The sequence below is a fragment of the Pseudomonas sp. FW305-E2 genome (assembly GCF_058782925.1).
On record NZ_JBYSYE010000014.1, the window covers coordinates 86,651 to 109,451 of the forward strand.

A 22,801-nucleotide genomic window follows, 5' to 3' on the forward strand; every position below is an offset into this window, starting at 1 on the left:
AAAAGTAGTGGCTTGAAACGGTAGAGGAAAGACACGCTTTGTTTCAAGGCACGACAGCAACGACAAGTCACTGAATCGCGTAGGAAATTTCCAGATATGCCGTAGGAGGCGACGGAAGAAATGGACTTCAGATCAAACTGACAGCGAAAGATAAATTACCTGCCCCCAAAGCCCGCACCTTTGCGCGGGCCTTGGGGTAGGTCAGGCGCGTACGCCTTCTGGCAAAGGCAGCGCCAGCAGGCGCTCGTCCAGCAGGCCAAGGCCCTCCTGGAACAGCTGGTTGCTGCGCTCCGTCTCGCCCAGCCCCGCGAGCAGGCGGGCCAGCTCTGCACAGGCCTCGGGGTTGCGCTCCATGCGCAGGCTGCTTTCAAGGTAGTCACGCGCCTTGCCCCACAAGCGGTTTTGCAGGCTCAGACGGCCCAGGGTCAGCAGCAGGCTGGCGTCTTGCGGGTGAGCCTTGAGCCAACCTTCAGCGGTTTGCAGCTGACGCGCCGGGTCATCACCACGCACCAGGCCGTAAAGGCGGGCCAGGTGGCTTTCGTAGTCGCGCTTGAGGGCCGTGCGCAGCACCTGTTCGGCCTCGTTCTGGGCACCTACCTGGCGCAGTTGCTCGGCGTACGCCAGCACCAGTTGTGGCTCCTGGCGCTGGGCTGCGGTCAGCTGCTGCCAGGCGCGCTCCAAGGATTGACGTGCACTGAGCGCATCTTCGCCACGGGTGGTCGCCAGGCTAAGGTTCTGGCCCCAGGCGCGTTGTTCCAGAGCAGCCAGCTCGGCGGCGGGCAGCACTTTACCCTTGCGCAGGTCGGGCATCAGGCGGATCAGTGCAGACCAGTCGCCGCGCTCCACGTAAAGGCGTTGCAGCAAGCGCAGCACCTGGCCGTTGTGCGGGTGGCGTTCCTGCATGGCCAGCAGGGTTTCCAGGGCCCCATCGTTTTCGCCACGGTCCATTTGCAACTGGGCATGGGTCAGGGCAATGGCCAGCTCCGCTTGCGGCTGGCGCTCCAGGGCACGCTCCAGCAAGTTGTCGCTGTCTTCGGTGCGGCCTTGCTCGTTGGCGGCACGCGCGGCACCGAGGTAGTACAGCAACGGCTGGCGCTCAGCCTCGGCGGCACGGTGCAAGTGCCGTTGGGCACTGGCCCAGCGGCCTTCGGCAAGATCGAGTTGGCCCTGTTCGATCGCCAGGCGGATACGTCGGCTGCGGTTACGCCGTGACCACGGGTTGACCACACCACTGGAAGTCAGCACCAGGCCGACCAGATAGCGCAGCAACCACAGCAGCAGGACGACCGCCAAAATACCCGCCAAGGCTGCCCACAGCCCCGACTGATAACGGAAACCACCATAGGAAACCAGTACATAGCCGCTGTGCTTGGCGACCGCGATGCCCAGTGCCGCAGCAACCACGATCGCAAGCACGGCCAACAGGTAGACACGCTTCATGGCTTGCCCCCTTCAGCCTCGGCCGGCAGGTGACGGCGCTGAATATAGGCCTGCACTGCCGCCAGGCTTTCACTAAGGTCAGGGGTAACCACCGATACCGGCTGATCGGCCAGGGCATTGAGGCTGTCGAGCATGGCCTTGCTTTGCGGGTTGTCTGCGTTGAAGTTGGCCAGCAGTACGCTGCGGGCGTCGTCCAGCGCCTGCGTGTAAACCTTGGCATCACCATTGAGCGCCGCCCACTGGGCCTGCTCGATAGTCAGGCTCAGCGCCAGGCGCAGCTGGTTCAGTTGCTGCCCGGCCAGCAACGGACGCACGTTTTCATCGGCATTGAAGTCGATCTGGAAGTACTTGGATATTTCTGCCCACCACTGCGACAGCCTGCTGGCACCATCACCGTCGGCGGTCAGGGCGCCAAGCGCATCGGCGTTACTGTCGAACTCGGGGGACTGGGCGCTCAACTGCTGTACCAGCTCACGCTGCGCAGCCAGCTTCAAGAACAGGCCAGTGCGGTCCGGTTGCTGAGTGCTGTTGAGCGTGGCCAGGCTGCGGGCCAGCTGCTCGCGGGCGGCGAAGGCACCCGGGTCGCTCTGCTCGCGCAGGATCTCGTCGGCGCCTTCGACCAGGGCTTTGGCACTGGTGATGTCCTGCAATGCGGAAAGGCGCAGGGTAGCCAAGCGCAGGAGGTGCTCGGCTTCGGCCAGGCGCCACTCTTTGCGGCTTTCTCCCAGCACGGTTTCCAGGCGCTGACTGAGCCGCTGCTGGTCGCCCTGCAGTTGGGCTACCAGCCGCCGGCGGTCTTCCAGCTCGCTGGCGGCTGGCAGACTGGCCAGTTGCGCACTGATCTGCTGTTCACGTTGCTGCAGCGCCTCGGCGCGCTGGGTCAGCGCCTCGATGTGCTGGCCCTGGTTGAACTCACTGCCCTGCAGTTGACGCACCTGCCAGACACCCCAGCCACCTACCGCCACCCCGGCCGCACCCAGCAGCAAGGCCAGCGCTGCCAGGCCACTGCCGGAGCGCTTGGCAGGTGGGGTGGTAACGGGTTCCGCAGGCGCCTGTGCCGACGGTTGATCGTTATTGGACAAGACAGTCTCGCTCACGTATCCATCCTTTGCATGGGGGCGCACCGCATTCAGCTTAGCGCCTTAAGAGGCAGGTGCAGCGCTACGCTGCACGGCTGCCAGCAAGGCCGTGGCACTGGCGCCACGGCAATCCACAACCTGTTGGGCCCCGGCGGCCTTGGCCTGCTCGGCGACCCGCGGGCTGGGCACGAACAGCGGCAACTGGGCCAGCCGCAGCCAATCGGCACCGGCCATCCGCTGCAAATGTTCAAAACCCTGCCCACTGCTGACCACCAGGCCATTGAGGCGTTCCGCTTCAATGCGGCGCATCAGCGTACCCGCCGGGTAGGCCGGCAGGCAGCGACGATACAGTTCCAGATATTCGACACTAGCACCTTGCTCTGCAAGACGCTCTGCCAGCAGTTCGCGACCTCCGACGCCGCGAACGATCAAGACACGCGGTGCCGGCTCGGTAAGTGCCTGGCGCAGGGCCGGCAGTGCCAGCAAGGCTTCGCTGTCATCGCCACGCGGCGGAAAGCTTACCTCCAGCCCTGCACCCTGCAGCACCCCAGCGGTTGCCTCACCTACGGTGAACCAGCCTCGCTGCGGAGGCTGGATGCTGGTCTCGGCCAGATGCTCAAGCAACAGCCGGGCGGCCGGCTTGCTGACCACAATGATCGCCTGGAAGTCATGCAAGCCCTCCAGCGACAGTCGCTGTGGGGCTTGCACGGTAATAGGTTCAATTTCCAGCAGTGGCAGGCAACTGCTGCCCACTCCCGCTGCCGCCAGGCTTTGCGCCAGCGCCGCGCAGTCCTCGGCAGGCCGGGTCAGCAACAGGCGCCATTGGCTCATGGGTGACCGGCCTCGCCGTAGACTTCCTTCAGAATGGCCTCGGCGCCCTGCCCCAGCAGGTCTTCGGCCACCTGTACGCCCAGGGCCTCGGCAGCAGCACGGGGTGCACGGGCATCGGCCACCAGCAAGGTCCCGCCGCTAGGCTGGCCGACCAGGCCGCGCAGCCACAGCTGGTCACCTTCAAGGACCGCGTAGCAGGCGATCGGCACTTGGCAGCCACCATTCAGGCGTTTGTTCAGCGCGCGCTCGGCGATCACCCGGTCAGCGGTGTCGACATGGTGCAGTGGCGCCAGCAGTGCATGAATCTCAACGTCGGCACTGCGGCACTCGATGCCCACCGCGCCCTGACCACCTGCCGGCAGGCTGTCATCGACGCTGATGGTGGAGGTGATGCGGTCCTCGAAGCCCAGACGGATCAGGCCCGCCGCGGCGAGGATGATGGCGTCGTACTCGCCGGCATCCAGCTTCGCCAGGCGGGTGTTGACGTTGCCGCGCAGAAAGCGGATTTGCAGGTCTGGGCGGCGCGCCAGTAACTGGGCCTGACGGCGCAGGCTTGAGGTACCGACGATACTGCCGGCGGGCAGCGTTTCGAGGCTGTCAAAGGTATTGGAAACGAAGGCATCACGCGGGTCTTCACGCTCGCAGATGCAGTACAGGCCCAGGCCCTCGGGGAAGTCCATGGGCACGTCTTTCATCGAGTGCACGGCGATGTCGGCTTCGTTGTCCAACAGCGCGGTTTCCAGTTCCTTGACGAACAGCCCCTTGCCGCCAATTTTTGCCAGCGGCGCGTCGAGCAACTTGTCACCGCGGCTGACCATGGGCACCAAGGTCACCTGCAGACCGGGGTGGGCCTGCTCGAGGCGGGCCTTGACGTATTCGGCCTGCCACAGGGCCAAAGCACTTTTACGGGTGGCAATGCGGATTTCGCGAGTGGACATGAAACGCCCCGATCCAGAGAAATACCGCCGATCATAACAGCATCGCCGGTATCGCTTGCAGATACGGATCAACAGGCCACACGCAGTCAGGTGCAGGAGCGGGCCGAGTCCAAGGGCCTCAGAGGGTCTGCATCATCTTGCGCACACCGGCCACATGGCGACGGCTGACGGTCAAGGCATCGCCGTCCAGGCCTTTCAGATACAGCTGAAAGTGCCCCAGCGGGGTGCGCTGCAAGCGTTCGATGCGCTCGCGGGCGACCAACGCATTGCGGTGGATGCGCACGAAGCGTTCGCCGAATTCGTCTTCCAGGGCTTTGAGTGGCTCGTCAAGCAGCACCTCCCCGGTTTCGTGACGCAAGGTCACATACTTGTGGTCGGCAATGAAATAGATCACCTGGGATAAAGGGATCAGTTCGATGCCTTTACGCGTGCGGGCACTTATATGGCTGCGAGGGCCGCCGCCTTCATTGGCCGGCCGGGTAAGCGCCGCCAATTGGGCGCGGTTGGGTTTTTCGGCCTTGCGCAAGGCATCGCGCAAGGCCTGGGCCTGGAAGGGCTTGGTCACATGGCTGAGGGTACTGTCCTTGAATGCCTCTGCACCGTATTCATCATCCCCGGAGCAAAACACCACCGCCGGCGGCGCCTCGCGTTCGCACAGGCGAGCGGCAACCTGCAGGCCATCCAGGCCTGGCATGCCGATGTCCAGCAGGACCACATCGGGCTTGAGGCTTTCAATCAGCGCCAAGGCCTCATCGCCGTTGGTGGCGCTGGGCTCCAGCACAGTGTAACCCTCCAGTTCGCCGAGCAGCCGGCTGAGGCGTTCACGGCCTTGGGGTTCGTCATCAACGATCAGGACATTCATAATTGCGCTGGATTCCTGAATGAGTCTCGCACAGGTATAGCGTAGACAGGTGTGGTTCGAGCGACACTGCGGTCACGCTCTAGACCGGTGCGATGGCCAAAGATTCACTCGGCCCGGCAGATTCACTGCCAGTCCTTTGTCCAACTGTAGACGGTCCGTGGAACACTGCCGTTCATTCCTTGAAATCCTTCTATGCGATTTTCCGGGCATTTCTCTCGACCGGCGCCCTGCGGCAGCCAGCCCAACCCTGCTATCATCGACGCCACTTTTTCGTTCACGCCTGCAATGAGTGAATCCATGAGCACCGACAAGACCAATCAGTCCTGGGGCGGCCGCTTCAGTGAGCCCGTCGACGCCTTCGTCGCCCGTTTCACCGCCTCGGTAGATTTCGACAAGCGCCTGTACCGTCACGACATCATGGGTTCGATTGCCCATGCCACCATGCTGGCGCAGGTCGGCGTGCTCAGTGATGCCGAGCGCGACACCATCATCGATGGCCTGAAAACCATCCAGGGCGAGATTGAAGCCGGCAACTTCGACTGGCGTGTCGACCTTGAAGACGTGCACATGAACATCGAAGCACGCCTGACCGACCGCATCGGCATCACCGGCAAGAAGCTGCACACCGGCCGTAGCCGCAACGACCAGGTGGCCACCGACATCCGCCTTTGGCTGCGCGACGAAATCGACCTGATCCTGGGCGAAATCACCCGCCTGCAGCAGGGCCTGCTGGAGCAGGCAGAGCGTGAAGCCGAAACCATCATGCCTGGTTTCACCCACCTGCAGACGGCGCAGCCGGTCACCTTTGGCCACCACCTGCTGGCGTGGTTCGAAATGCTCAGCCGCGACTATGAGCGCCTGGTCGACTGCCGCAAGCGCACCAACCGCATGCCACTGGGCAGCGCCGCGCTGGCCGGCACCACCTACCCGATCGACCGTGAACTGACCTGCAAGCTGCTGGGCTTTGAAGCCGTGGCCGGCAACTCGCTGGATGGCGTGTCGGACCGTGATTTCGCCATCGAATTCTGCGCCGCTGCCAGCGTGGCGATGATGCACCTTTCGCGCTTCTCCGAAGAGCTGGTGCTGTGGACGAGCGCGCAGTTCCAGTTCATCGACCTTCCGGACCGCTTCTGCACCGGCAGCTCGATCATGCCGCAGAAAAAGAACCCGGACGTGCCAGAGCTGGTACGCGGCAAGAGCGGCCGTGTGTTCGGCGCCCTGACCGGCCTGCTGACCCTGATGAAAGGCCAACCACTGGCCTACAACAAGGACAACCAGGAAGACAAGGAACCGCTGTTCGACGCCGCCGATACCCTGCGCGACTCGCTGCGGGCCTTCGCTGACATGATCCCGGCGATCAAGCCCAAGCACGCCATCATGCGTGAAGCGGCCCTGCGCGGCTTTTCCACCGCGACCGACCTGGCCGACTACCTGGTTCGCCGTGGCCTGCCATTCCGTGACTGTCACGAGATCGTTGGCCACGCGGTGAAGTATGGTGTGGACACTGGCAAGGACCTGGCCGAGATGAGCCTGGACGAACTGCGCCAGTTCAGCGACCAGATCGAACAGGACGTGTTTGCCGTGCTGACGCTGGAAGGTTCGGTGAATGCGCGCGACCACATTGGTGGTACGGCGCCGGCGCAGGTGCGTGCTGCCGTTGTTCGTGGCAAGGCCCTGTTGGCGTCTCGCTAACCTCCGGGGCGAGGGCTTCGCCCTCGTTCGCGGGTAAACCCGCTCCTACAACGGTTGTGCTTTACCGGTAGGAGCGGGTTTACCCGCGAATGACCCAACACAAATCTCAGCGCTTGCCGCTGCGGATCATCTCCATGAAGGCTGGCATCGACGCTTCCTTGTCCGCCATGATCCGCGCCATGTGCGGGTTCTCCCCCATCAACTGCAGCAATGCCTTGGCCTGCGGGAAGTCCGCCAGGAAGTCGATGCTCAGCACCTTCTTGCCCACCGCGTTGGCCAGGTCGACCGAGAAGCAGAACATCAGGTCTGCCAGCGTCAGTTGCTCGCCCGCAACATAGGGTGCAAAGCGCCCATTGCGCTTGAGCGTGGCAAACCCGGCCAGCAGGTCAGCACGCGCCTTCTCTTTGATCAGCGGTTCGACCGACATGCCAAAGAACGACTCGGCGTAGCAGGTACGCGCAGGCAGCTCGATGTACAGCTCGATTTCCTTGAGCAGCTCACGCACCTTGGCCTGCTCGAACGGGTCGGCCGGCAGCAGTGCCTTGCCGCTTTGGGTCTGTTCAATGTAGTCGAGGATCACACTGGTTTCGCTGAGGAAGCCATGTTCGGTTTCAAGCACCGGCACCTTGCCCCGCGGGCTCACTTCCAGCGCCTGTGGCGCCTGGCCGCCATAGAAGGTGACTTCCTCGAAAGGCAGGCCTTTTTCGAGCAGGGCCAGCTTTACCATGTTGTAGTAGTTGCTGACCGAGAATCCATGAAGCTTGAGCATGAGGTAACAGCCTCCAGGCCGTAAGGGGTTGGCCTGGCTTTTATAGACTGAACGCCTGCCGCTGACCAGCGTCATGCACCCCGTCAATGCCCGGGCATTGCCGCCACAGGCATGGCACACTGTTGCATCCCATCCTAGGAGTACCGCGATGAGCGAGCCCACCAACATCGACAATGACGACGACGAAGCCTTCGCCGAGGCAACACTGACCCAGGCCATCGAAAACCAGATCGAGAGCGGCGAGCCGCCTGCGGCCAAGGCCACTTTCAACAAGCTGACGCTGGTCGGCTATGAGCGTGAAGACATTCTGAACCTGATGGCCCATGTGCTGGCCTTCGAAATCGACAACATGTTGGTAGAGGACCGTGCGTTCAACGGCGAGTGGTATGAGAACGCTCTGCGGGCACTGCCGGAGCTGCCGCCTGAGATGGATCAAGGCGACGACGAATAACCCGGCTACACTCGAAGATCAGGCACCGTAGAAAGTGCCGCAATCCTTGTCTGGAAGTCAGGAGTCGCCATGCCTTTTACCCCCGATTTGATCGACGAAATGGAAGTACTCGCGCTGTTCAAACACGACAGCAGCCAGGAAGGCATCAAGATAACCAGCACCGCATCCCCTGCCCTGATCGCGGCTGCGCAACGCCTGCATGAGAAGGGGCTGACCGATCAACCGGATGGCGGCTATCTGACCAGCCTGGGTCATGACGCCGTTGAAAGTGTCCAACTGCTACAGAACATTCTCAAGGCGCCACAGCCGGCCTGAGCATCAGGCTCGCGCAAGATCTGAGACCTTGCGCGGGCCCTGCAGGACCGCGCAGGCTCCAGTCAGTTGGCCGCAGTACTGCGCTTTTCCGCCAGCCACGAGCGGCCGTAAAGGAACACGATGGCCAGCAAGGCCACCGCTTGCGCCGACAGCGAGTAGGCATCGGCATGAATCCCCAGCCAGTCGAACTCAAAGAACGCCACTGGCCGTGTGCCCAGCACGCCGGCCTCTTGCAGCGCCTTCACGCCATGCCCGGCGAATACTACCGACAGCGCGCACAGCAGCGCGGCGTTGATGCTGAAGAACAGCGATAGCGGCAGCTTGGCCGAACCCCGCAGAATCACCCAGGCCAGGCCCACCAGCAGCAACAATGCCGTCGCGCCACCCGCCAGCACCGCCTGATGCCCGGCAGGGCCTGCCTGCAGCCACAGGGTCTCGTAGAACAGGATCACTTCGAACAATTCGCGGTATACCGAGAAGAATGCCAGCACAGCAAAGCCGAAGCGCCCGCCACCGCTGACCAGGCTGCTCTTGATGTAGTCCTTCCAGGCGGCGGCGTGGCGGCGGTCATGCATCCACACACCCAGCCATAGCACCATCACAGCAGCGAACAGCGCCGTGCAGCCTTCCAGCAGCTCGCGCTGAGCGCCCCCCACATCGATCACATAGGCCGCCAGCGCCCAGGTGGCGAAGCCGGCAACCAGCGCCAGGCCCCAGCCGATGTTGACGCTGCGCACTGCCGACTGCTGCCCGGTATTGCGCAGGAAGGCCAGGATCGCCGCCAGCACCAGAATCGCCTCGAGGCCTTCACGCAGCAGGATCAGCAAACCGGAGATATAACTCAGCGTCCAGCTCAGGCCATCGCTGCCCAGCAGCTTGGCCGCCTGCTCGAGCTTGGTTTTGGCGTCGGCCAGACGCTGTTCGGCCTGGGCCACGGGCAAGCCGTCCTGCAAGGACTGACGGTAGGCCATCAGCGTTTTTTCGGTGTCCTTGCGCGCCTGGGTGTCGATGTTGTCCAGCGAGCTTTCCACCAGCTCGAAACCCTCCAGGTAGGCCGCCACCGACAGGTCATAGGCCTGATCGTGGTCGCCTGCGCGGTAGGCCGCCAGGCTCTTGTCCAGTGTGCTGGCCGTGTATTCGAGCAATTGCGCAGGGCCGCGCTTTACTTGCGGCGGTTGAGCACGCTGGGCACGGAATGCCTCGACGGCCGCAGTGCCTTCGTTGGCGGCGACTTCGGCCGGCGTCTGGCGAGCCAGGTCGGCGAGGTTCCAGGTCTTGTCACCCTTGCCTGCTTCCGGCTTGGCGGTGAAGCTGGCAATGTACGCGGCCACGTCCCAGCGCTGGCGATCGTCCAGTTGGTCGGCAAACGACGGCATTTCGGTGCCGTCGATACCCAAGGCCAGGGTGTTGTAGAGGTCGAACAGGCTCAACTGGTCCAGGCGCGAGACATCACGCAGGTTGGCGGGTGCAGGCTCCAGGCCCACGCCAGCCGGGCCATCGCCGGCGCCGGTTTCGCCGTGGCAAATCGAGCAGTTTTGCGCGTACAGCGCAGCACCGCGGGCTGGGTCCGGGGTAATCACCGGTGCCTGGCTGACCTCGTAGGCCACAGCCAGTCGCGCACCCAGCTGTCGGGCCTGTTTGGCGACTGCGGTGCCCTCCTGGCGTTGGTCGATGGCTTGGCGTAGCGCTTGAACACCTTGCTCCAGACCCTTTTGCTCAGCATTTGCCGGCAGGCCTTTGAGCAGATCGGCCAATACCGCGCTGAACTCCTGTTGTTCGCGATACTCGCCATCGTCGATCACCTTCCCGTCTTGTACGGTCGGCGGGTAGTCGGCACCGATGTAATCGAGCAAATGCAAGGCCTTGGTGGCCTCGGCGGGGGCTTCTGCCAGCGCCAGGTTACTGCACAGCGCCAGCACCGGGCCAAGCAACACAGCCGGTAGCCAGGCAAGTAGACGGAAACGGGAATTCATGGCCAGTCTCGGAGGGAATGCGAAAGAGAACATTCTTTACTCTGACTCAGCTTACCTCAAGGGTCTTGGGCAGATTTCATGAAAAATCTTGCTACAAATTTGATACGCGATAATCAGGTATGCCCACCTACTTGGCGAATGATCACGTTCTTACCTTCTATTTCAAATGACACACGCTGCCCTTGACTAAGGCGGATTTGAAACCTATTGACTTTTTTATCTTTCATTCTCTTATAGTCACTGGCACCTGCCATCTCTGCAGCGTCTCTGGGAGACTTGCCCTCGTTTTTTATAGCATTCTGAAATTCATCAAACACATACTGCTCGGCAGGTGTCAGCTCTTTATACGTGGCTCGGCTCTTATCAAGCTTCCAAATGTCGTCAAGGTCAGTAGATGCACTGGTGTCACTTGAAGCTTGAGAGCTGTATCGCTTACTACTTCCCGCACTGACTGGGGAGGGGGTCAAGGGTGACGACGCCCCAGATAAATTCGAACCGCTTGAGTTCGATCGATCCAGTGAGGGACTCTTCGAAGCCGGAGTACGGAGAGGCTCTACCGCTAACTTACCAGGCCTTTCTTTCGGTTGTGAAACCTTCATCTTAATGTGTTTACCATGCCCCGTTGGATCAGAATAGTTGACAGGGTCACACGACACGTAGGCATATGCATTCAAACCACCTTCGCCAAATGGGCTCCAACTATCCGGGCTGCAAAATCGCATCATTACCGGACTGTAAAGACGGTAGCCTGCACCCAGCAGGTAGCAGCCGGTGACGGCGTCACGAGACTCACCATTAAAGCAGGGAACTATCGATGGTTGAGGAGAACTGAGTCCGTACGCTTGATAGCACATTTTGGCAAAAGATAGCTCAGCACTACCTGCAATTACAGTCCGCATGGCATCGACAGCAAATAATACAGAGCCTGCGCCCTGCCCGACATTTACCTGAGCCAGACAGCCTTGCCGGTGGTCAAGTAACGAGTACGACGATAACTCGCGCACTTGTGTTGCCAATCGATCTCGGCAGTAAAAGCTCTTCACGACACTCGTCGAATCCTCGCCCATATCACACCTCCTTTTTTAGCTCACGGAAGCATGCCCCCTATTTTCGAACCGCGTAACTGGCAATTTTGATAGTGCGTAATTCGCCGAGCCGTGAGCACACTTATTCCTGAGTACGGGCCTTCCACCCCCCACCCAACGCGAGAAACACCCCAATCTGCCCCAACGCCACTTGGCTGTTCGCCGCCGCCAACTGCGCACGCATATCGGTATAGGTCCGCGTCGCCTGCAAATCCGCCAGGAACGACTCACGCCCCGCCTGGTAATACCGGTGCGTCTGGTCCGCCGCTTCCTTGGCCGATTTCTCCGCCTCGGCCAGCGCCTCGCGCCGATCGAGCAAGGCGCTGTATTGCGCCAGGCGGGTCTGGGTCTCGCGGATGGCATTCAGCACAACCCCATCGAAGTTCGCCAGGGCCGCCTGGGTCGAGGCTTCGGCCATGCGAATGCGGGCACGGGTGCCGTTGGTGGGGATGGTCCAGCTGATCTGCGGGCCAAAACCCCAGCGGTTGGTCGAAGGCTCACCAAGGTTCTCCAGGATACCGATGGTGCCAACCTGGGCGCCAATGCTGATGTCCGGGTACAAGGCGCCAGTGGCCACGCCAATATAGGCGGTGGCGGCAGCCAGCTGGCGTTCGGCCTGGCGCACGTCGGGGCGGCGCTTGAGCAAGGCCGCACCATCGCCCACCGGGACCAGCTGGTTCAGGTGCGGCAGCTCGGCGCAATCGGCGGTACCGGCAGGCAACTGGTCGACCGGCTTGGCCAGCAGCGCGGCCAGGGTGTACATGCCCGTCTCGCGTTCGGCCTTGAAGCGTGGCAGTTCGGCACGCAAGGATTTGAACTGGGTCTGCGAGCGGGTGACCTGGGTTTCATCACCACGCCCAGCATCGCGCAGGCGCTGGTTGAGTTTCACGCTTTGCTCCTGCAGATCGAGGGACTCACGGGCAATGTGGTATTCCTCGTTGGCCGAGCACACCTGGGTATAAGCCTTGACCACGTCCGCCACAAGCGTGATGCGGGCAGTGTCGGCAGCGGCCTGCACTGCGTCGGCATTTGCCTTGGCAGCCTCGGTACCACGCTTGAAGGTACCCCACAGGTCGAACTGGTACGAGGCACTGATGATGGCCTCACCGATGTTGGCTACCGGCACCTTCTCAGGCTGCAGGAAAGCTTCGCCCGACTCCTGCAGCCGCTGAGCGCCGAGTTTGACGCCACCGTTGAAGCCGCCTTGCGATTCAGCCACCTCCACCTGGGCGCGAGCTTTGGCGATGTTGGCCGCCGCCACGCGCAATTCGGTGTTGGCACTCAGCGCCTGGCGCACCAGTTCATTCAGCCGCTGATCCTGATACAGCTGCCACCAGTCCTCGGGGACCGGCGCCGACACGACGCTGTCGGCATCCTGGCGCAGCGGGCCGTTCAGGTCATTGCGTTGCACGGCCGCATCCCCAGGCACCTCATAGTCGGGGCCCACCATCATGCAGGCCCCCAGCGACAGGCACAGGCCAGCCAGGATCAGCTGTTTCATGGGCGCTGGCCCTCGATGATCGACACCGTGGCAGTGCGCCCGGCGATCATGCGGAAGTCTTGCGGCACTTCGTCAAAGGCGATGCGCACCGGGATGCGCTGGGCCAGGCGTACCCAACTGAACGCCGGGTTAACGTTAGGCAGCAGGTTGGCGCCACTGCTGCGGTCGCGGTCTTCGATGCCAGCGGCAAAGCTCTGCACATGGCCGCGCAGGCGGGTGTTGTCGCCCATCACGCGGATATCCACGGCGTCACCAATATGGATACCCCCCAGCTTGGTTTCCTCGAAGTAGCCGTCGACGTGGTAGGAGGCACTGTCGACCACCGAAAGCACCGGGTGGCCAGCAGTGACGAACTCGTGGTTACGCGGCGCGCGGTCGTTGAGGTAGCCGTCTACCGGGCTGCGCACCACCGAGCGGTCAAGGTTGAGCTGAGCAGTATCGACAGCCACTTGCGCCTCGCTGACAGCCGAACGGGCACGGGCCTCGCGGGACTGGCTTTCTTCCAGTTGCTCGGCGGCCACCAGGTTGCCCAGCTTGCGGTTGCGCTGCGCTTCGCGGGAAGCCTGGGCCAGGGTCTCCTGGCGCTCGCCAAGGGTTGCCTTGGCTTGACGCAGGGCCAAGGTGAAGCGGTCCTGGTCGATGGTGAACAGCACGTCGCCACGTTTGACGGTCTGGTTGTCGCGCACCTCGACCTTCTGGATCAATCCCGACACATCGGGGGCGATCTGGATCACGTCAGCGCGTATGTGGCCGTCACGGGTCCAGGGGGCAAACATGTAGTAGACCACCATCTGCCACACGAGCACGGCGGCGAAGGTCACTACCAGCAAGGTCAGGACCACACGGCCCAAGGTCAGCATAGGTTTTTTCATGGCAGCATCAGGTTTCGGCAAAAGTGGTCCACCGCACCAAGCAGCACGGCATACAGAGCAACGTTGAACAACGCCCGGTGCCAGACCAGGCGGTAGAAATGCAGGCGCACCAGCACCGCGTGCACCCCCAGGAACAGCAGGTAGGTGCCAAACATCATCACCAGCAGCGTGGGCAGGAACACCCCGCTGATATCCAGTTCACCAATCACAGGGGTGCTCCGTCGAGGCCGGGGGGCAGTTGCGGTTGTTCAGCTGGCTCGAGCATCACCTCCACACCCGGCAACAGCGCCAGGCGCAGGCCGCTCAGGGCATGCAGCAGGTGGGTGCGGGCATCACCGCGCTCGTACAGCTCGTCCAGGTTCAGCGCCAGGCGAGCGCGTTCCATGTTGCGTAACAGTGCGGCCGGGGCATGCAGGCGTTCGCCAGCACGCAGGCAGGCGGCGTAGTGCGCACCGACTTCCTCGACCACAGTGTTCAGGCGCTCGCGAGCCTGCTGGCCGGCGCGCGGCATGTACGCCAGCAGGTCGAGCAGGTTCAACCCTACGCGCAGGTCGCGCAGTGCCACGCCACTGTCCTGGCCGGTTTGCGACAGGCGTGGCAGGTGCTGCATCAGGCGGTCGAGCATCTGTACGCCAACCTGGCGGTGCTCGGCCAAGGTCGCAGGCTCGGTCATTTCGACGATGTCGCGCCAGGCGAAGCGGGTCATGCGCTTGGCCGCCAGCTCCACGCCGAACGGGCGCATCACCAGGGTCCAGATAAAGGCGAACAGAAGGCCCGCGGGGCCGGCAAGGTTGGAGTTGAGGAAGGTGAAGAAGTCGGCGTCGTAGGCGCCCTGGATGCTGATGAAGGTCGACGTGTTGACGATGGTCAGCAAGGTGCCCAGGTAGAAGCGCGGCTGTACGGTCAGGGTGCCTATGCAGATGAACGGCACGGCAAAGGCCAGCACCAGCATCGGGAAGTCGTGCAGGTTGGGCAGTACCAAAAACAGGTACAGACTGGAGAAGATGACCGACATCAGCGTCCAGAAAAAGAACCGGTAGATCTGCGGTGCCGGGTCGTCCATGGCGGCGAAGAAGCTGCACGCAACTGCCGCGAGGATTACCGCACTGGCGCCGTCGTTCCAGCCCAGTCCGATCCACAGGCCGCAGGCGACCACGATCGCCAGGACCGTTGATACTACCGAGTACAGCATCAGGCCACGATCAAAAAACGCTGTCAGGCGGCCCAGCCGCCAGTGGCGATACACCGCACGCCAAGGCTTGGCATCATCGGTACGCAGGGCGTGCTGCAGGGTGCAGCAGTCCTGCCACAGGTCGGCCCATTCGGTCAGGCGGTACAGGGCGTTGGACAACAGCAGCTCGGCGCGCTGGTCGAGGGCGGCTGTAGCGGGCTGCAAGCGGCCGATCTGCTCGTGCAACGTGGCCCAGTGCGCTACCGAAGCGCTGTCGGCAGTGCCTTTGAGCCATTCACGAGCGGCTTCCAGCACGGGTTGAAGCTGGGCGAACTGGGCCGGGGCGCGGCCTTCCAGGGCTACCAGTGCGTCGTCGAGGGCGTCGATCACCGGCAGCAGATGGATCATCCGCCCGCGCAATTCGCGGGCGTTCTTCAGGGTATGCGGGCCGGCACCTTCGTGGGCGAGCTGACCGATCATCAGCTCCAGCGAGTTGAAGGTGGTGACCATCACCCCGCGCATCCCGCCGACCTTGTCGGCACTGGCATCGCGGGCCAGGTAGGTGTCGCTGTAGCGAATCGCCTCGGTGAACCAGTTTCCGGTGGCACCGACTACCACCGGCGCCAGCCGGCGTGGCCAGAAGATAGCCCCGACGACTGCCGCGCAGACAATTCCCAAACAGATTTCCTGCGCGCGAGAAGAGGCCACATCGAACACTGCCAGCGGATTATCCACCACGGCCAAGGCAATCATCGGCAGGGTATAACCGGCCAGCATCAGCACGTAGTTGTTGGCCGTGCGCAGGTTCAGCGAAAGGAACAGCAAGGTGCCGGTCCACAGGGCAATGGCGATGCTCAGCAGCAACGGTGACTGCACCAGCGGCGGCACCAGGAAGATTGCCCCGCCAGCGCCGAGCAACGTGCCGACGGCACGGTACAACGCCTTGGAGCTGGTCGGGCCGACGAAGGGGCTGGAGACGATGTACACCGTAGCCATGGCCCAGTAGGGACGCGGCAGTTGCATGAGCAGGGCAATGTACAGGGCAATCATGGACGCGCCGAAGGTGCGCACGCCGTAGAACCAGTCACGGGCCGGAGGGACAGAGCTGAAGAAACCGTTCATGCCACCCCGCCTGCGCTGCCCAGGCCGGCAGCCTCGAAGGCACGAAGCACACGCAAGGCAGCTTCCAGGTCGGCCTGATCGATACCGCCGAGCACATCGCGGCGCAAGCGCACCAGTTCGGCTTCAATGGCTTCGGCCAGGGCACGGCCTTCGGCAGTCAGGCTCAGTGCCTTGGCGCGGCGATCCAGTGGGTCCTCGCTGCGGCACACCAGGCCAGCTTTGCACAGTTGGTCAAGCAGGCGTACCAGCGACGGGCTTTCCAGGCCAGCGGCCTGGGCCACAGCCACCTGATGCACGCCGTCGCCCAGGCGCACGATCATCAGCAACGGCGCAGCGCAGGCCTCGGAAATGCCGTAGCCGGTCAAGGCGGTATGACAGATGCGCCGCCAGTGGCGGGCAGCAACTACCAGGCCACTGCTGACTTGCAGGCGCAGGAAATCAAGGGACATGAAGAGAACCAAGTATATTCATAGTTTGCTAACTATCAATATACGCCCCGACATCCCCCTGTCGTCAACAGGGGGCGACGGAAAGCCGGGGTGAAATGTTGTTCATTTTTCAGCCAGTGCTGGCGCGCTTCGCGGGTAAACCCGCACACAGGGGCTGCACCGGTTTCGGAATCTACGCAATCCCTGTGCAGCACTGGAGAGAAATACTCAGGGCTGGATCTGGTCTTCCAGCTTCATGGTCAAGGCCAATGTACTGCCCATTTGCACCGCCCGGTCCCGCCACTCCTGATACCGCACCGCATCACGGCTGCTGAAATGCACCGCCAGCTCCTCTGCCGCTTGCACCACCCCCGCCGCTGCTGCCAGCTCAAGCCAGTACAGCGCTGCCTTGAGGTTGGCCTCTACGTGCAGCCCATGCATCAGCCGGTAGCCCACTTCAAAACGACAACGCGCCTCGCCCTGTTCGGCGCCACGCATGAACCACTGGTAGGCCTGCACCAGGTCAACCTGCCACTCCAGGTCACCGTCGCACACCTCCTCCTCATACAGGTCACCCAGTGCGGCGGCGGCATGCAGCATGCCGCGGTCGAAGGCCTGCCGGTAACACTCCGCCGCCTGCACATAGGAAGGGTCGATGCCTTTGCCGAAGTAGTGTTGTTGCCCAAGGTTGAACCAGGCAGCAGCATTGCCCTGCAGGGCCGCCATGCGCAACAGGTGCCCGGCCAGCACGGTATCGGCCCGCCAGTACTTGCCGTTGAGCCAGATCCAGCCGAGATCGTTCAATGCGGACACGCTGCCTTGCAATGCCTGGCGCCGCAGGTCGACATACACCGCCTGCAGGTCGTTGGCCTCATCCAGGCGGTTGACCAGCAGTGACCGCTGGCTGGGCAAGCCCACACCGCAGAACAGCCGCTGTCGCCTTCCTGCAGGGGCAGGAGGGGCGATGACCCGCTCGGGCAGAAGGCGGGCAAGTAGCGAATGGATATTGCTGGCAACAGACATGTTCATCCTCATTGAACGACGCACAGCCCCAACCTTCGGCTGTGATGAGGCGTGATTCTGCGTGATGTCACGTCAAAACCTGTCGCGAACGAACCGGCACGAGGCAACCAAATGCGACTTCCTTGATCTGAGCAGGCTGTGGCCAATTGCCATGCCCCTCGCATGCCGCCATCCTATTGCGGCAAGCCTAGACAAGGACGTTATCTTTTGCCGTTCGCCACCACTCGCGCCACCCTTAGCCGACAGTGGGCGCTGCTGCGCCAGTTGCCCAGCCGTTCCCCAGGCATAACCAGTGCCGAGCTGGTCTGGCGCCTGCGTGACGTGGGGTTCACGGTCAGCAAACGCACTGTCGAGCGTGACCTCAACGAGCTTTCGCTGATATTCCCGCTGGAGCGCAATGACAAGAGCATTCCGTTCGGTTGGCACTGGTCGGCCAGTGCCGTGGGCGAATTGCGCGGCAATTTCGACTTGCTGACACATCTGCGAGGGGATGCATTGCAGCCATCGCAGGGTGAGGGCGTGGAGCTGGTGGCGCGAATCAGCGATGCACTGGCGCGGCAGTTGCGGGATGCGCCATTGAGCAGCGACATGCAACTGACGGCGCTGGAGCATGGGCATCGGTTACGCGGCACGGTAAGTGACGGCTGGCCATTACGCTGGTGGCTGTTGAGCCATGGGGACAGGGTGGTGGTAGAGCAGCCTGCCGGCTTGCGGGAAGAGATTGGCAGGATTCTGAGCAATGCGGCAGCTCAGTACCAGAATTTGTAGCCAGTACAGGGGCTTTCGCGGCGGTTCGGCGCCTCGCCCCTCTTTCAAGGACGAAGATCCCGCAGACGCGGATTCTAGCGTCAATCTGCCGCGAAAAGGCCGGTACTGGCTAACCTGCTAGCGCTGCATCCCCCATCGCCGCACCGTCAACCGCTCCAGCGTATTGAACACCAGCCCTTCCACCAGCAGACCGATCAGGATCACCACCGCCAACCCGGCAAAGACCTTGTCGGTATACAGTTCGTTGCGGTTCTGGAAGATGTACCAACCCAACCCGCCTTTGCCACTGCTGGCACCAAACACCAATTCAGCGGCGATCAGGGTACGCCAGGCAAACGCCCAGCCGATCTTCAACCCCGACAAGATTGACGGCAGGGCTGCTGGCACGAGGATGTGCAATACCAGCCGCAGGCCCTTCAGACCATAGTTGCGGCCAGCCATGCGCAGCGTCTCCGACACACCGAGGAAGCCGGCATAAGTATTCAGCGCCAACGCCCATAGCACCGAATGCACCAGCACGAAGATCAGGCTGTTGTCACCCAGCCCGAACCACAGCAAGGCCAGCGGCAGCAGGGCAATGGCCGGCAACGGGTTGAACATCGAGGTCAGTGTGCCCAGTAAGTCTCGGCCCAATTGGGTCGACACCGCCAGGCTGGTCAGGCCAAAGGCCAGGACGATACCCAGCACATAGCCTTTGAGCAGTATTACCAGCGAAACACCGACCTTGGCGGGCAGTTCGCCACTGATCATGCCGTCCCATAGCGCCGTGGCGGTTTGCAGAAAGCTTGGCAGCAGCAGGTCATTGTCCTGGTAGCGGGCAACGGCTTCCCATAGCACAGCGATCACCAGCAATATGACCGCCTTTCTCAACCAGCCTTGCTGCCACAGGCGTTGGGCCAAGGGGAGTTGTCGTTCTACAGGCACACTGAGCAGGGGCTCCAGCTGCACCTCGTATTCCTGGCGTACAGGTGTAGTGGTCATGGCTGAGGCTCCTGTCAGTAGGCGATACGAATATCGTTGAACCCAAGGTTGTCAGGCTGTTCCGGGATATCGGCTTCATCGAACAGCAAACGGTGGATACGCCGGGCACTGGCCTGGAAGTCGCTGCCACCCAGGCTGCCCAGGCCGTATTGATGGCTGTGCACTTCGGCGCGCACCCGCCCCGGGTGGGGCGACAACAACAGGATGCGGTTGCCGACCACCAGCGCTTCTTCGATGGAGTGGGTGACGAACAACAGGGTGAACCGCACTTCCTCCCACAGCAGCAACAGCTCTTCCTGCATCTTGCGCCGGGTCAGCGCATCCAGGGCGGCGAACGGCTCATCCATCAACAGGATCTTGGGCTGGGTGGCCAAGGCCCGGGCAATTGCCACACGTGCCTTCATACCACCGGACAACGTGTGTGGATAAGCATCGGCAAAGGCGGCCAGACCGACCTTCTCCAGATAATGCAGCGCCCGCTCCTCCGCCTCCGCACGCTTGAGTTGGCCAGACACCAGCAGCGGAAAGATGACGTTCTGCTTCACCGTTTTCCACGGCGGCAACTGGTCAAACTCCTGGAACACCACGATGCGGTCGGGGCCTGGGCCACGAACTGTCTGGCCCTGCAGCAGAATCTGGCCTTCTTGCGGCTGGATAAAACCGGCCACGGCTTTGAGCAGGGTGGACTTGCCACAGCCGGAGGGGCCGAGCAGTACAAAACGATCAGTGCGGTCGACTTCGAAGCTGACCTGATGGGTGGCCCGCACCACGCGTTGCGCGGTACGGTATTCGAGGCTGAGGTTATCCACCTTGAGCAAAGGCGGCGCTGCAACACGGCTCAGGTTGCTGGCCGTGTGGCCTGGCAATGGGGCGGTCATGATCGGTCAGCTCCCCTGCAGCGGGCGTTCATCCTGGAAGAAGTAATCCTTCCACGATTGCGGCTTGTGCTTGATGGCGCCTACCCGATAGAGAAAATCGGCCAGCTTGTAGGTGTTCTTGGGCGTAACGGTAAATTCGTACTGCGGGTTGTCGATCAGCTTGATCAGCGCGTCGCGGTCGATCTTGGCCTTGGTTACGCGGATATAGGTGTCGGCGGCAGCGGCCTTGTCTTTCTGGGCGAAGTCTGCGGCTTCGGCCAGGGCATCGACGAAGGCCTTGTAGGTCTTGGGGTTGTCCTTGCGGAACTTCTCAGTAGCAAACAGCAAGGTCGGCGAGTTGGGGCCGAGGAGGTCGTAGCTGTTGAGCACCACGTGCACGTCCTTGTTGGCCAGCACCTGGTCCTGGAACGGCGGGTTGGAGAAGTGCCCGTTCAGCTCGGTGCCGCCCGCTAACAGTGCGGCGGTGGCGTCCGGGTGCGGCACGGCCAAGGTGTATTTGTCGAGGCGGTTGTATTCCTTGTCGCCCCACTGCTGGGCAGCGGCGTACTGCAGGAAGCGCGACTGCACCGAAACACCCACCGCCGGAACGGCGATACGGTCTTTGTCGGAGATGTCGGCGATGGTCTTCACGTTGGGGTTGCTGCTGACCAGGTAGTACGGAAAGTTGCCCAGCGAAGCCACGGCCTTCACGTTCTGCCGGCCCTTGGTGCGGTCCCAGACGGTCAACAGCGGCCCGACACCGGCGCCGGCGATGTCCACCGAACCGGACAACAATGCGTCGTTGATGGCCGAGCCACCCGACAGCTGCGCCCAATCGACTTCGATGTCGATGCCCTGCTCCTTGCCGTGTTTCTCAATCAGGTGCTGGTCACGCACCACGTTCAGCAGCAGGTAGACGATGCCGAATTGTTCGGCAATACGGATCTTGCCTTCGGCCTGGGCCACGGCGGGGGCGGCTAGGCTGCCGACGACCAGGCTTGCGCCCAGGCCGATGCTTGCCGCCAGGCGGCTGATGGATTTGCGCATGATGGTTTCCTCAGTCGTCAGAACGGGGCATCGCCCTGGATGGTGGTGCGGTACAGCTTGCGCCGCAGGTGCGCGGGGCAGCCGGTGGCCAAGTGGATCAGCGAGCGGTTGTCCCAGAACACCAGGTCATGGGGCTGCCACTGGTGGCGGTAAATGTTCTGCTCCAGCACGCTAAGGGCATACAGCTGCTGCAGCACGTCGCGGCTTTCATCATCAGGCAGGCCGACAATGCGGGTGGTGAAGCCTTCACTCACGAACAGGGCCTTGCGGCCGTTTTCCGGGTGGGTGCGGACTACCGGGTGAATGACCTCCTTTACCTGCGCCAGTTGCTCGGCAGTCAGGGTCGGGCGCCAGTTGCCTTCGAATTTGGTTTCAGCGTAACGGGCGGTATAGGAGTGAGCGGCACTGCGGCCCTCGACCACTTTGCGCAGGGTATCAGGTACAGCGTCCCAGGCTTTATGCATGTCGGCGAACAAGGTGTCACCGCCTTCACTGGGCAGTTCCTGGGCATGCAGCATGGAACCGAGGCTTGGCAGCTCTTTGTACGACAGGTCCGAATGCCAGAACTTGCCGGCATCACCCAGGCCGATGTTCTGGCCATTTTCGATGATGTTGGAAACGATCAGGATCTCGGGGTGGCCAGTCAGCAAGAACTGCTTGAGCACATGGATCTGTAACTCACCGAAGCGGCGGCTAAAGGCGATCTGCTGTTCCGGGCTGATACGCTGGTCGCGGAACACCAGCACATGGTGGTCGAGGTGGGCGCGATGGATACGGGTGAAATCCTCGGCGCTGACCGGTTTGGCCAGGTCCAGACCTATGATCTCGGCGCCGACGGCACCCGAGAAGGGGCGAACTTCAAAAACTTGCGGCTGGGCGCTGTCGATGGACGACAAGGCGTTCAAGGCGGCTGACATTTTTCACTCCCACGCAATGCGCGACCTCAATGGCGCGCAACGATCAGAAACGCACGGGGATTTCCCGTGTGGGTTCAAGTCGTGCGGCGCATCGATTGGTCGACGGGTACGCAGTGAAAGCGACTATAAAGTCATAAAGCCAATATTTTAAATACCATTAAGGAATAACAATATCACTCTCGCGGGAGCGTCCTGCAGTCAGATCAGCCCGCCCTGCTCTTCTTCGTCAATCAGGTTATTGAGGCTGCTGAGCGCCTTGCGCGCCGTGGAACGGTTGAGCAGCTTGGCCTGCGCGCCGGCGGGCAGGTCGGTGATCTTGAACACCCCCTTGGCGGTCAACACGTCGATCAGGTCCTCAAGCACGCGGATCATGTCCAGGTCGCTTTGTTTGAGCTGGTTGAGGCTGTTTTCCACGACATCATCGGCAAACCATTCCTGGATATCGGCATGGTCTGAAGGGAGCATTTCGGTGAACTGATCAAACGCGGCTGCTTCCACCCGCAGCAACTGGCCGGCGGCGTTGCGTTGCACGTAGAACATGGCGATGTCCCTCGTCACGTTGGTTCCTTGTTGGTAGACAGCAGCATAGGCAAAGATCGCCGGGCGCGCAGGCCCGGCGCCAGAGTATGCGCTGTTGGCGGGTAGCAGGAAAGAGCCGGGGGGGGGGGGGGGGGGGGGG

General features: G+C 62.2%; 23 protein-coding genes. 4 read left to right on the plus strand and 19 right to left on the minus strand.

Annotation, left to right across the window (positions count from 1 at the left end; translation table 11 throughout):
- Window positions 1-201: 201 nt before the first annotated feature.
- The 5 genes from AC3WLP_RS13500 to AC3WLP_RS13520 form a co-directional block, all read right to left on the minus strand.
- The gene (locus tag AC3WLP_RS13500; RefSeq protein WP_011953190.1) at window positions 202-1,440 is read right to left on the minus strand and encodes a heme biosynthesis protein HemY; all 1,239 of its coding nucleotides are present in this window, start codon (window positions 1,438-1,440) and stop codon (window positions 202-204) included.
- Window positions 1,437-2,537 carry a uroporphyrinogen-III C-methyltransferase gene (locus AC3WLP_RS13505; protein WP_003255892.1) on the minus strand — a complete coding sequence of 367 codons (1,101 nt, stop codon included), beginning with the start codon at window positions 2,535-2,537 and terminating at the stop codon, window positions 1,437-1,439. The genes AC3WLP_RS13500 and AC3WLP_RS13505 overlap by 4 nt, the downstream gene beginning before the upstream one ends.
- 45 nt (window positions 2,538-2,582) lie before the next feature.
- Entirely contained in the window at window positions 2,583-3,350 is a 768-nt protein-coding gene (locus tag AC3WLP_RS13510) for a uroporphyrinogen-III synthase (protein WP_011953189.1), read from the minus strand.
- On the minus strand, window positions 3,347-4,288 hold the full coding sequence (gene hemC, locus AC3WLP_RS13515; protein WP_088513464.1) for a hydroxymethylbilane synthase: 942 nt from the start codon (window positions 4,286-4,288) through the stop codon (window positions 3,347-3,349). Before hemC ends, AC3WLP_RS13510 begins: the two co-directional genes overlap by 4 nt.
- A gap of 118 nt (window positions 4,289-4,406) precedes the next feature.
- Window positions 4,407-5,150: a LytR/AlgR family response regulator transcription factor gene (locus AC3WLP_RS13520; RefSeq protein ID WP_003255896.1), complete on the minus strand. Its 744-nt coding sequence runs from the start codon at window positions 5,148-5,150 to the stop codon at window positions 4,407-4,409.
- A 297-nt stretch (window positions 5,151-5,447) separates the two neighbouring features.
- Here AC3WLP_RS13520 and argH point away from each other — a divergent pair, with 297 nt between their 5' ends.
- Complete coding sequence (gene argH, locus AC3WLP_RS13525) at window positions 5,448-6,842, plus strand: argininosuccinate lyase (protein WP_003255897.1); 1,395 nt, start codon at window positions 5,448-5,450, stop codon at window positions 6,840-6,842.
- A 106-nt stretch (window positions 6,843-6,948) separates the two neighbouring features.
- Here argH and AC3WLP_RS13530 read toward each other — a convergent pair whose 3' ends face one another.
- Window positions 6,949-7,611, minus strand: a complete 663-nt coding sequence (locus AC3WLP_RS13530; protein ID WP_011953186.1) for a glutathione S-transferase — start codon at window positions 7,609-7,611, stop codon at window positions 6,949-6,951.
- 148 nt (window positions 7,612-7,759) lie between these two features.
- Here AC3WLP_RS13530 and AC3WLP_RS13535 point away from each other — a divergent pair, with 148 nt between their 5' ends.
- Together AC3WLP_RS13535 and AC3WLP_RS13540 are read left to right on the plus strand one after the other, a co-directional pair.
- On the plus strand, window positions 7,760-8,062 hold the full coding sequence (locus tag AC3WLP_RS13535; protein WP_011953185.1) for a hypothetical protein: 303 nt from the start codon (window positions 7,760-7,762) through the stop codon (window positions 8,060-8,062).
- A 69-nt stretch (window positions 8,063-8,131) separates the two neighbouring features.
- Window positions 8,132-8,377, plus strand: coding sequence for a TIGR02647 family protein (locus AC3WLP_RS13540; RefSeq protein WP_003255900.1), 246 nt, complete (start codon window positions 8,132-8,134; stop codon window positions 8,375-8,377).
- 62 nt (window positions 8,378-8,439) lie between these two features.
- Here AC3WLP_RS13540 and AC3WLP_RS13545 read toward each other — a convergent pair whose 3' ends face one another.
- From AC3WLP_RS13545 to AC3WLP_RS13580, 8 genes are all read right to left on the minus strand, one after another.
- Window positions 8,440-10,383: an FTR1 family protein gene (locus tag AC3WLP_RS13545; protein WP_017147904.1), complete on the minus strand. Its 1,944-nt coding sequence runs from the start codon at window positions 10,381-10,383 to the stop codon at window positions 8,440-8,442.
- Window positions 10,384-10,463: 80 nt separating this feature from the next.
- Window positions 10,464-11,417 carry an RHS repeat-associated core domain-containing protein gene (locus AC3WLP_RS13550; protein ID WP_088513463.1) on the minus strand — a complete coding sequence of 318 codons (954 nt, stop codon included), beginning with the start codon at window positions 11,415-11,417 and terminating at the stop codon, window positions 10,464-10,466.
- A 100-nt stretch (window positions 11,418-11,517) separates the two neighbouring features.
- Window positions 11,518-12,936, minus strand: a complete 1,419-nt coding sequence (locus AC3WLP_RS13555) for an efflux transporter outer membrane subunit (RefSeq protein ID WP_011953182.1) — start codon at window positions 12,934-12,936, stop codon at window positions 11,518-11,520.
- Window positions 12,933-13,808: an efflux RND transporter periplasmic adaptor subunit gene (locus AC3WLP_RS13560; protein WP_014755000.1), complete on the minus strand. Its 876-nt coding sequence runs from the start codon at window positions 13,806-13,808 to the stop codon at window positions 12,933-12,935. The genes AC3WLP_RS13555 and AC3WLP_RS13560 overlap by 4 nt, the downstream gene beginning before the upstream one ends.
- Window positions 13,805-14,017, minus strand: a complete 213-nt coding sequence (locus AC3WLP_RS13565) for a DUF1656 domain-containing protein (RefSeq protein WP_003255905.1) — start codon at window positions 14,015-14,017, stop codon at window positions 13,805-13,807. The genes AC3WLP_RS13560 and AC3WLP_RS13565 overlap by 4 nt, the downstream gene beginning before the upstream one ends.
- On the minus strand, window positions 14,014-16,101 hold the full coding sequence (locus AC3WLP_RS13570) for an FUSC family protein (RefSeq protein ID WP_088513462.1): 2,088 nt from the start codon (window positions 16,099-16,101) through the stop codon (window positions 14,014-14,016). Before AC3WLP_RS13570 ends, AC3WLP_RS13565 begins: the two co-directional genes overlap by 4 nt.
- Window positions 16,098-16,550, minus strand: coding sequence for a MarR family winged helix-turn-helix transcriptional regulator (locus tag AC3WLP_RS13575; protein WP_003255908.1), 453 nt, complete (start codon window positions 16,548-16,550; stop codon window positions 16,098-16,100). Before AC3WLP_RS13575 ends, AC3WLP_RS13570 begins: the two co-directional genes overlap by 4 nt.
- A 207-nt stretch (window positions 16,551-16,757) precedes the next feature.
- Window positions 16,758-17,552 carry a tetratricopeptide repeat protein gene (locus AC3WLP_RS13580; protein ID WP_011953180.1) on the minus strand — a complete coding sequence of 265 codons (795 nt, stop codon included), beginning with the start codon at window positions 17,550-17,552 and terminating at the stop codon, window positions 16,758-16,760.
- Window positions 17,553-17,759: 207 nt separating this feature from the next.
- Between AC3WLP_RS13580 and AC3WLP_RS13585 the strand changes: the two genes are divergently transcribed.
- Window positions 17,760-18,320, plus strand: a complete 561-nt coding sequence (locus AC3WLP_RS13585; protein WP_003255912.1) for a WYL domain-containing protein — start codon at window positions 17,760-17,762, stop codon at window positions 18,318-18,320.
- 117 nt (window positions 18,321-18,437) lie between these two features.
- Here AC3WLP_RS13585 and AC3WLP_RS13590 read toward each other — a convergent pair whose 3' ends face one another.
- The 5 genes from AC3WLP_RS13590 to AC3WLP_RS13610 form a co-directional block, all read right to left on the minus strand.
- The gene (locus tag AC3WLP_RS13590) at window positions 18,438-19,301 is read right to left on the minus strand and encodes an ABC transporter permease (protein ID WP_011953178.1); all 864 of its coding nucleotides are present in this window, start codon (window positions 19,299-19,301) and stop codon (window positions 18,438-18,440) included.
- Window positions 19,302-19,315: 14 nt separating this feature from the next.
- Entirely contained in the window at window positions 19,316-20,179 is an 864-nt protein-coding gene (locus AC3WLP_RS13595) for an ABC transporter ATP-binding protein (protein ID WP_003255915.1), read from the minus strand.
- Window positions 20,180-20,185: 6 nt separating this feature from the next.
- Window positions 20,186-21,205 (minus strand): ABC transporter substrate-binding protein, encoded by a 1,020-nt coding sequence (locus AC3WLP_RS13600; RefSeq protein ID WP_003255916.1) that lies wholly within the window; start codon window positions 21,203-21,205, stop codon window positions 20,186-20,188.
- A 17-nt stretch (window positions 21,206-21,222) separates the two neighbouring features.
- Entirely contained in the window at window positions 21,223-22,122 is a 900-nt protein-coding gene (locus tag AC3WLP_RS13605; protein ID WP_003255919.1) for a TauD/TfdA dioxygenase family protein, read from the minus strand.
- Between the two features lie 198 nt (window positions 22,123-22,320).
- Window positions 22,321-22,662: a hypothetical protein gene (locus tag AC3WLP_RS13610; RefSeq protein ID WP_003255921.1), complete on the minus strand. Its 342-nt coding sequence runs from the start codon at window positions 22,660-22,662 to the stop codon at window positions 22,321-22,323.
- Window positions 22,663-22,801 lie beyond the last annotated feature (139 nt).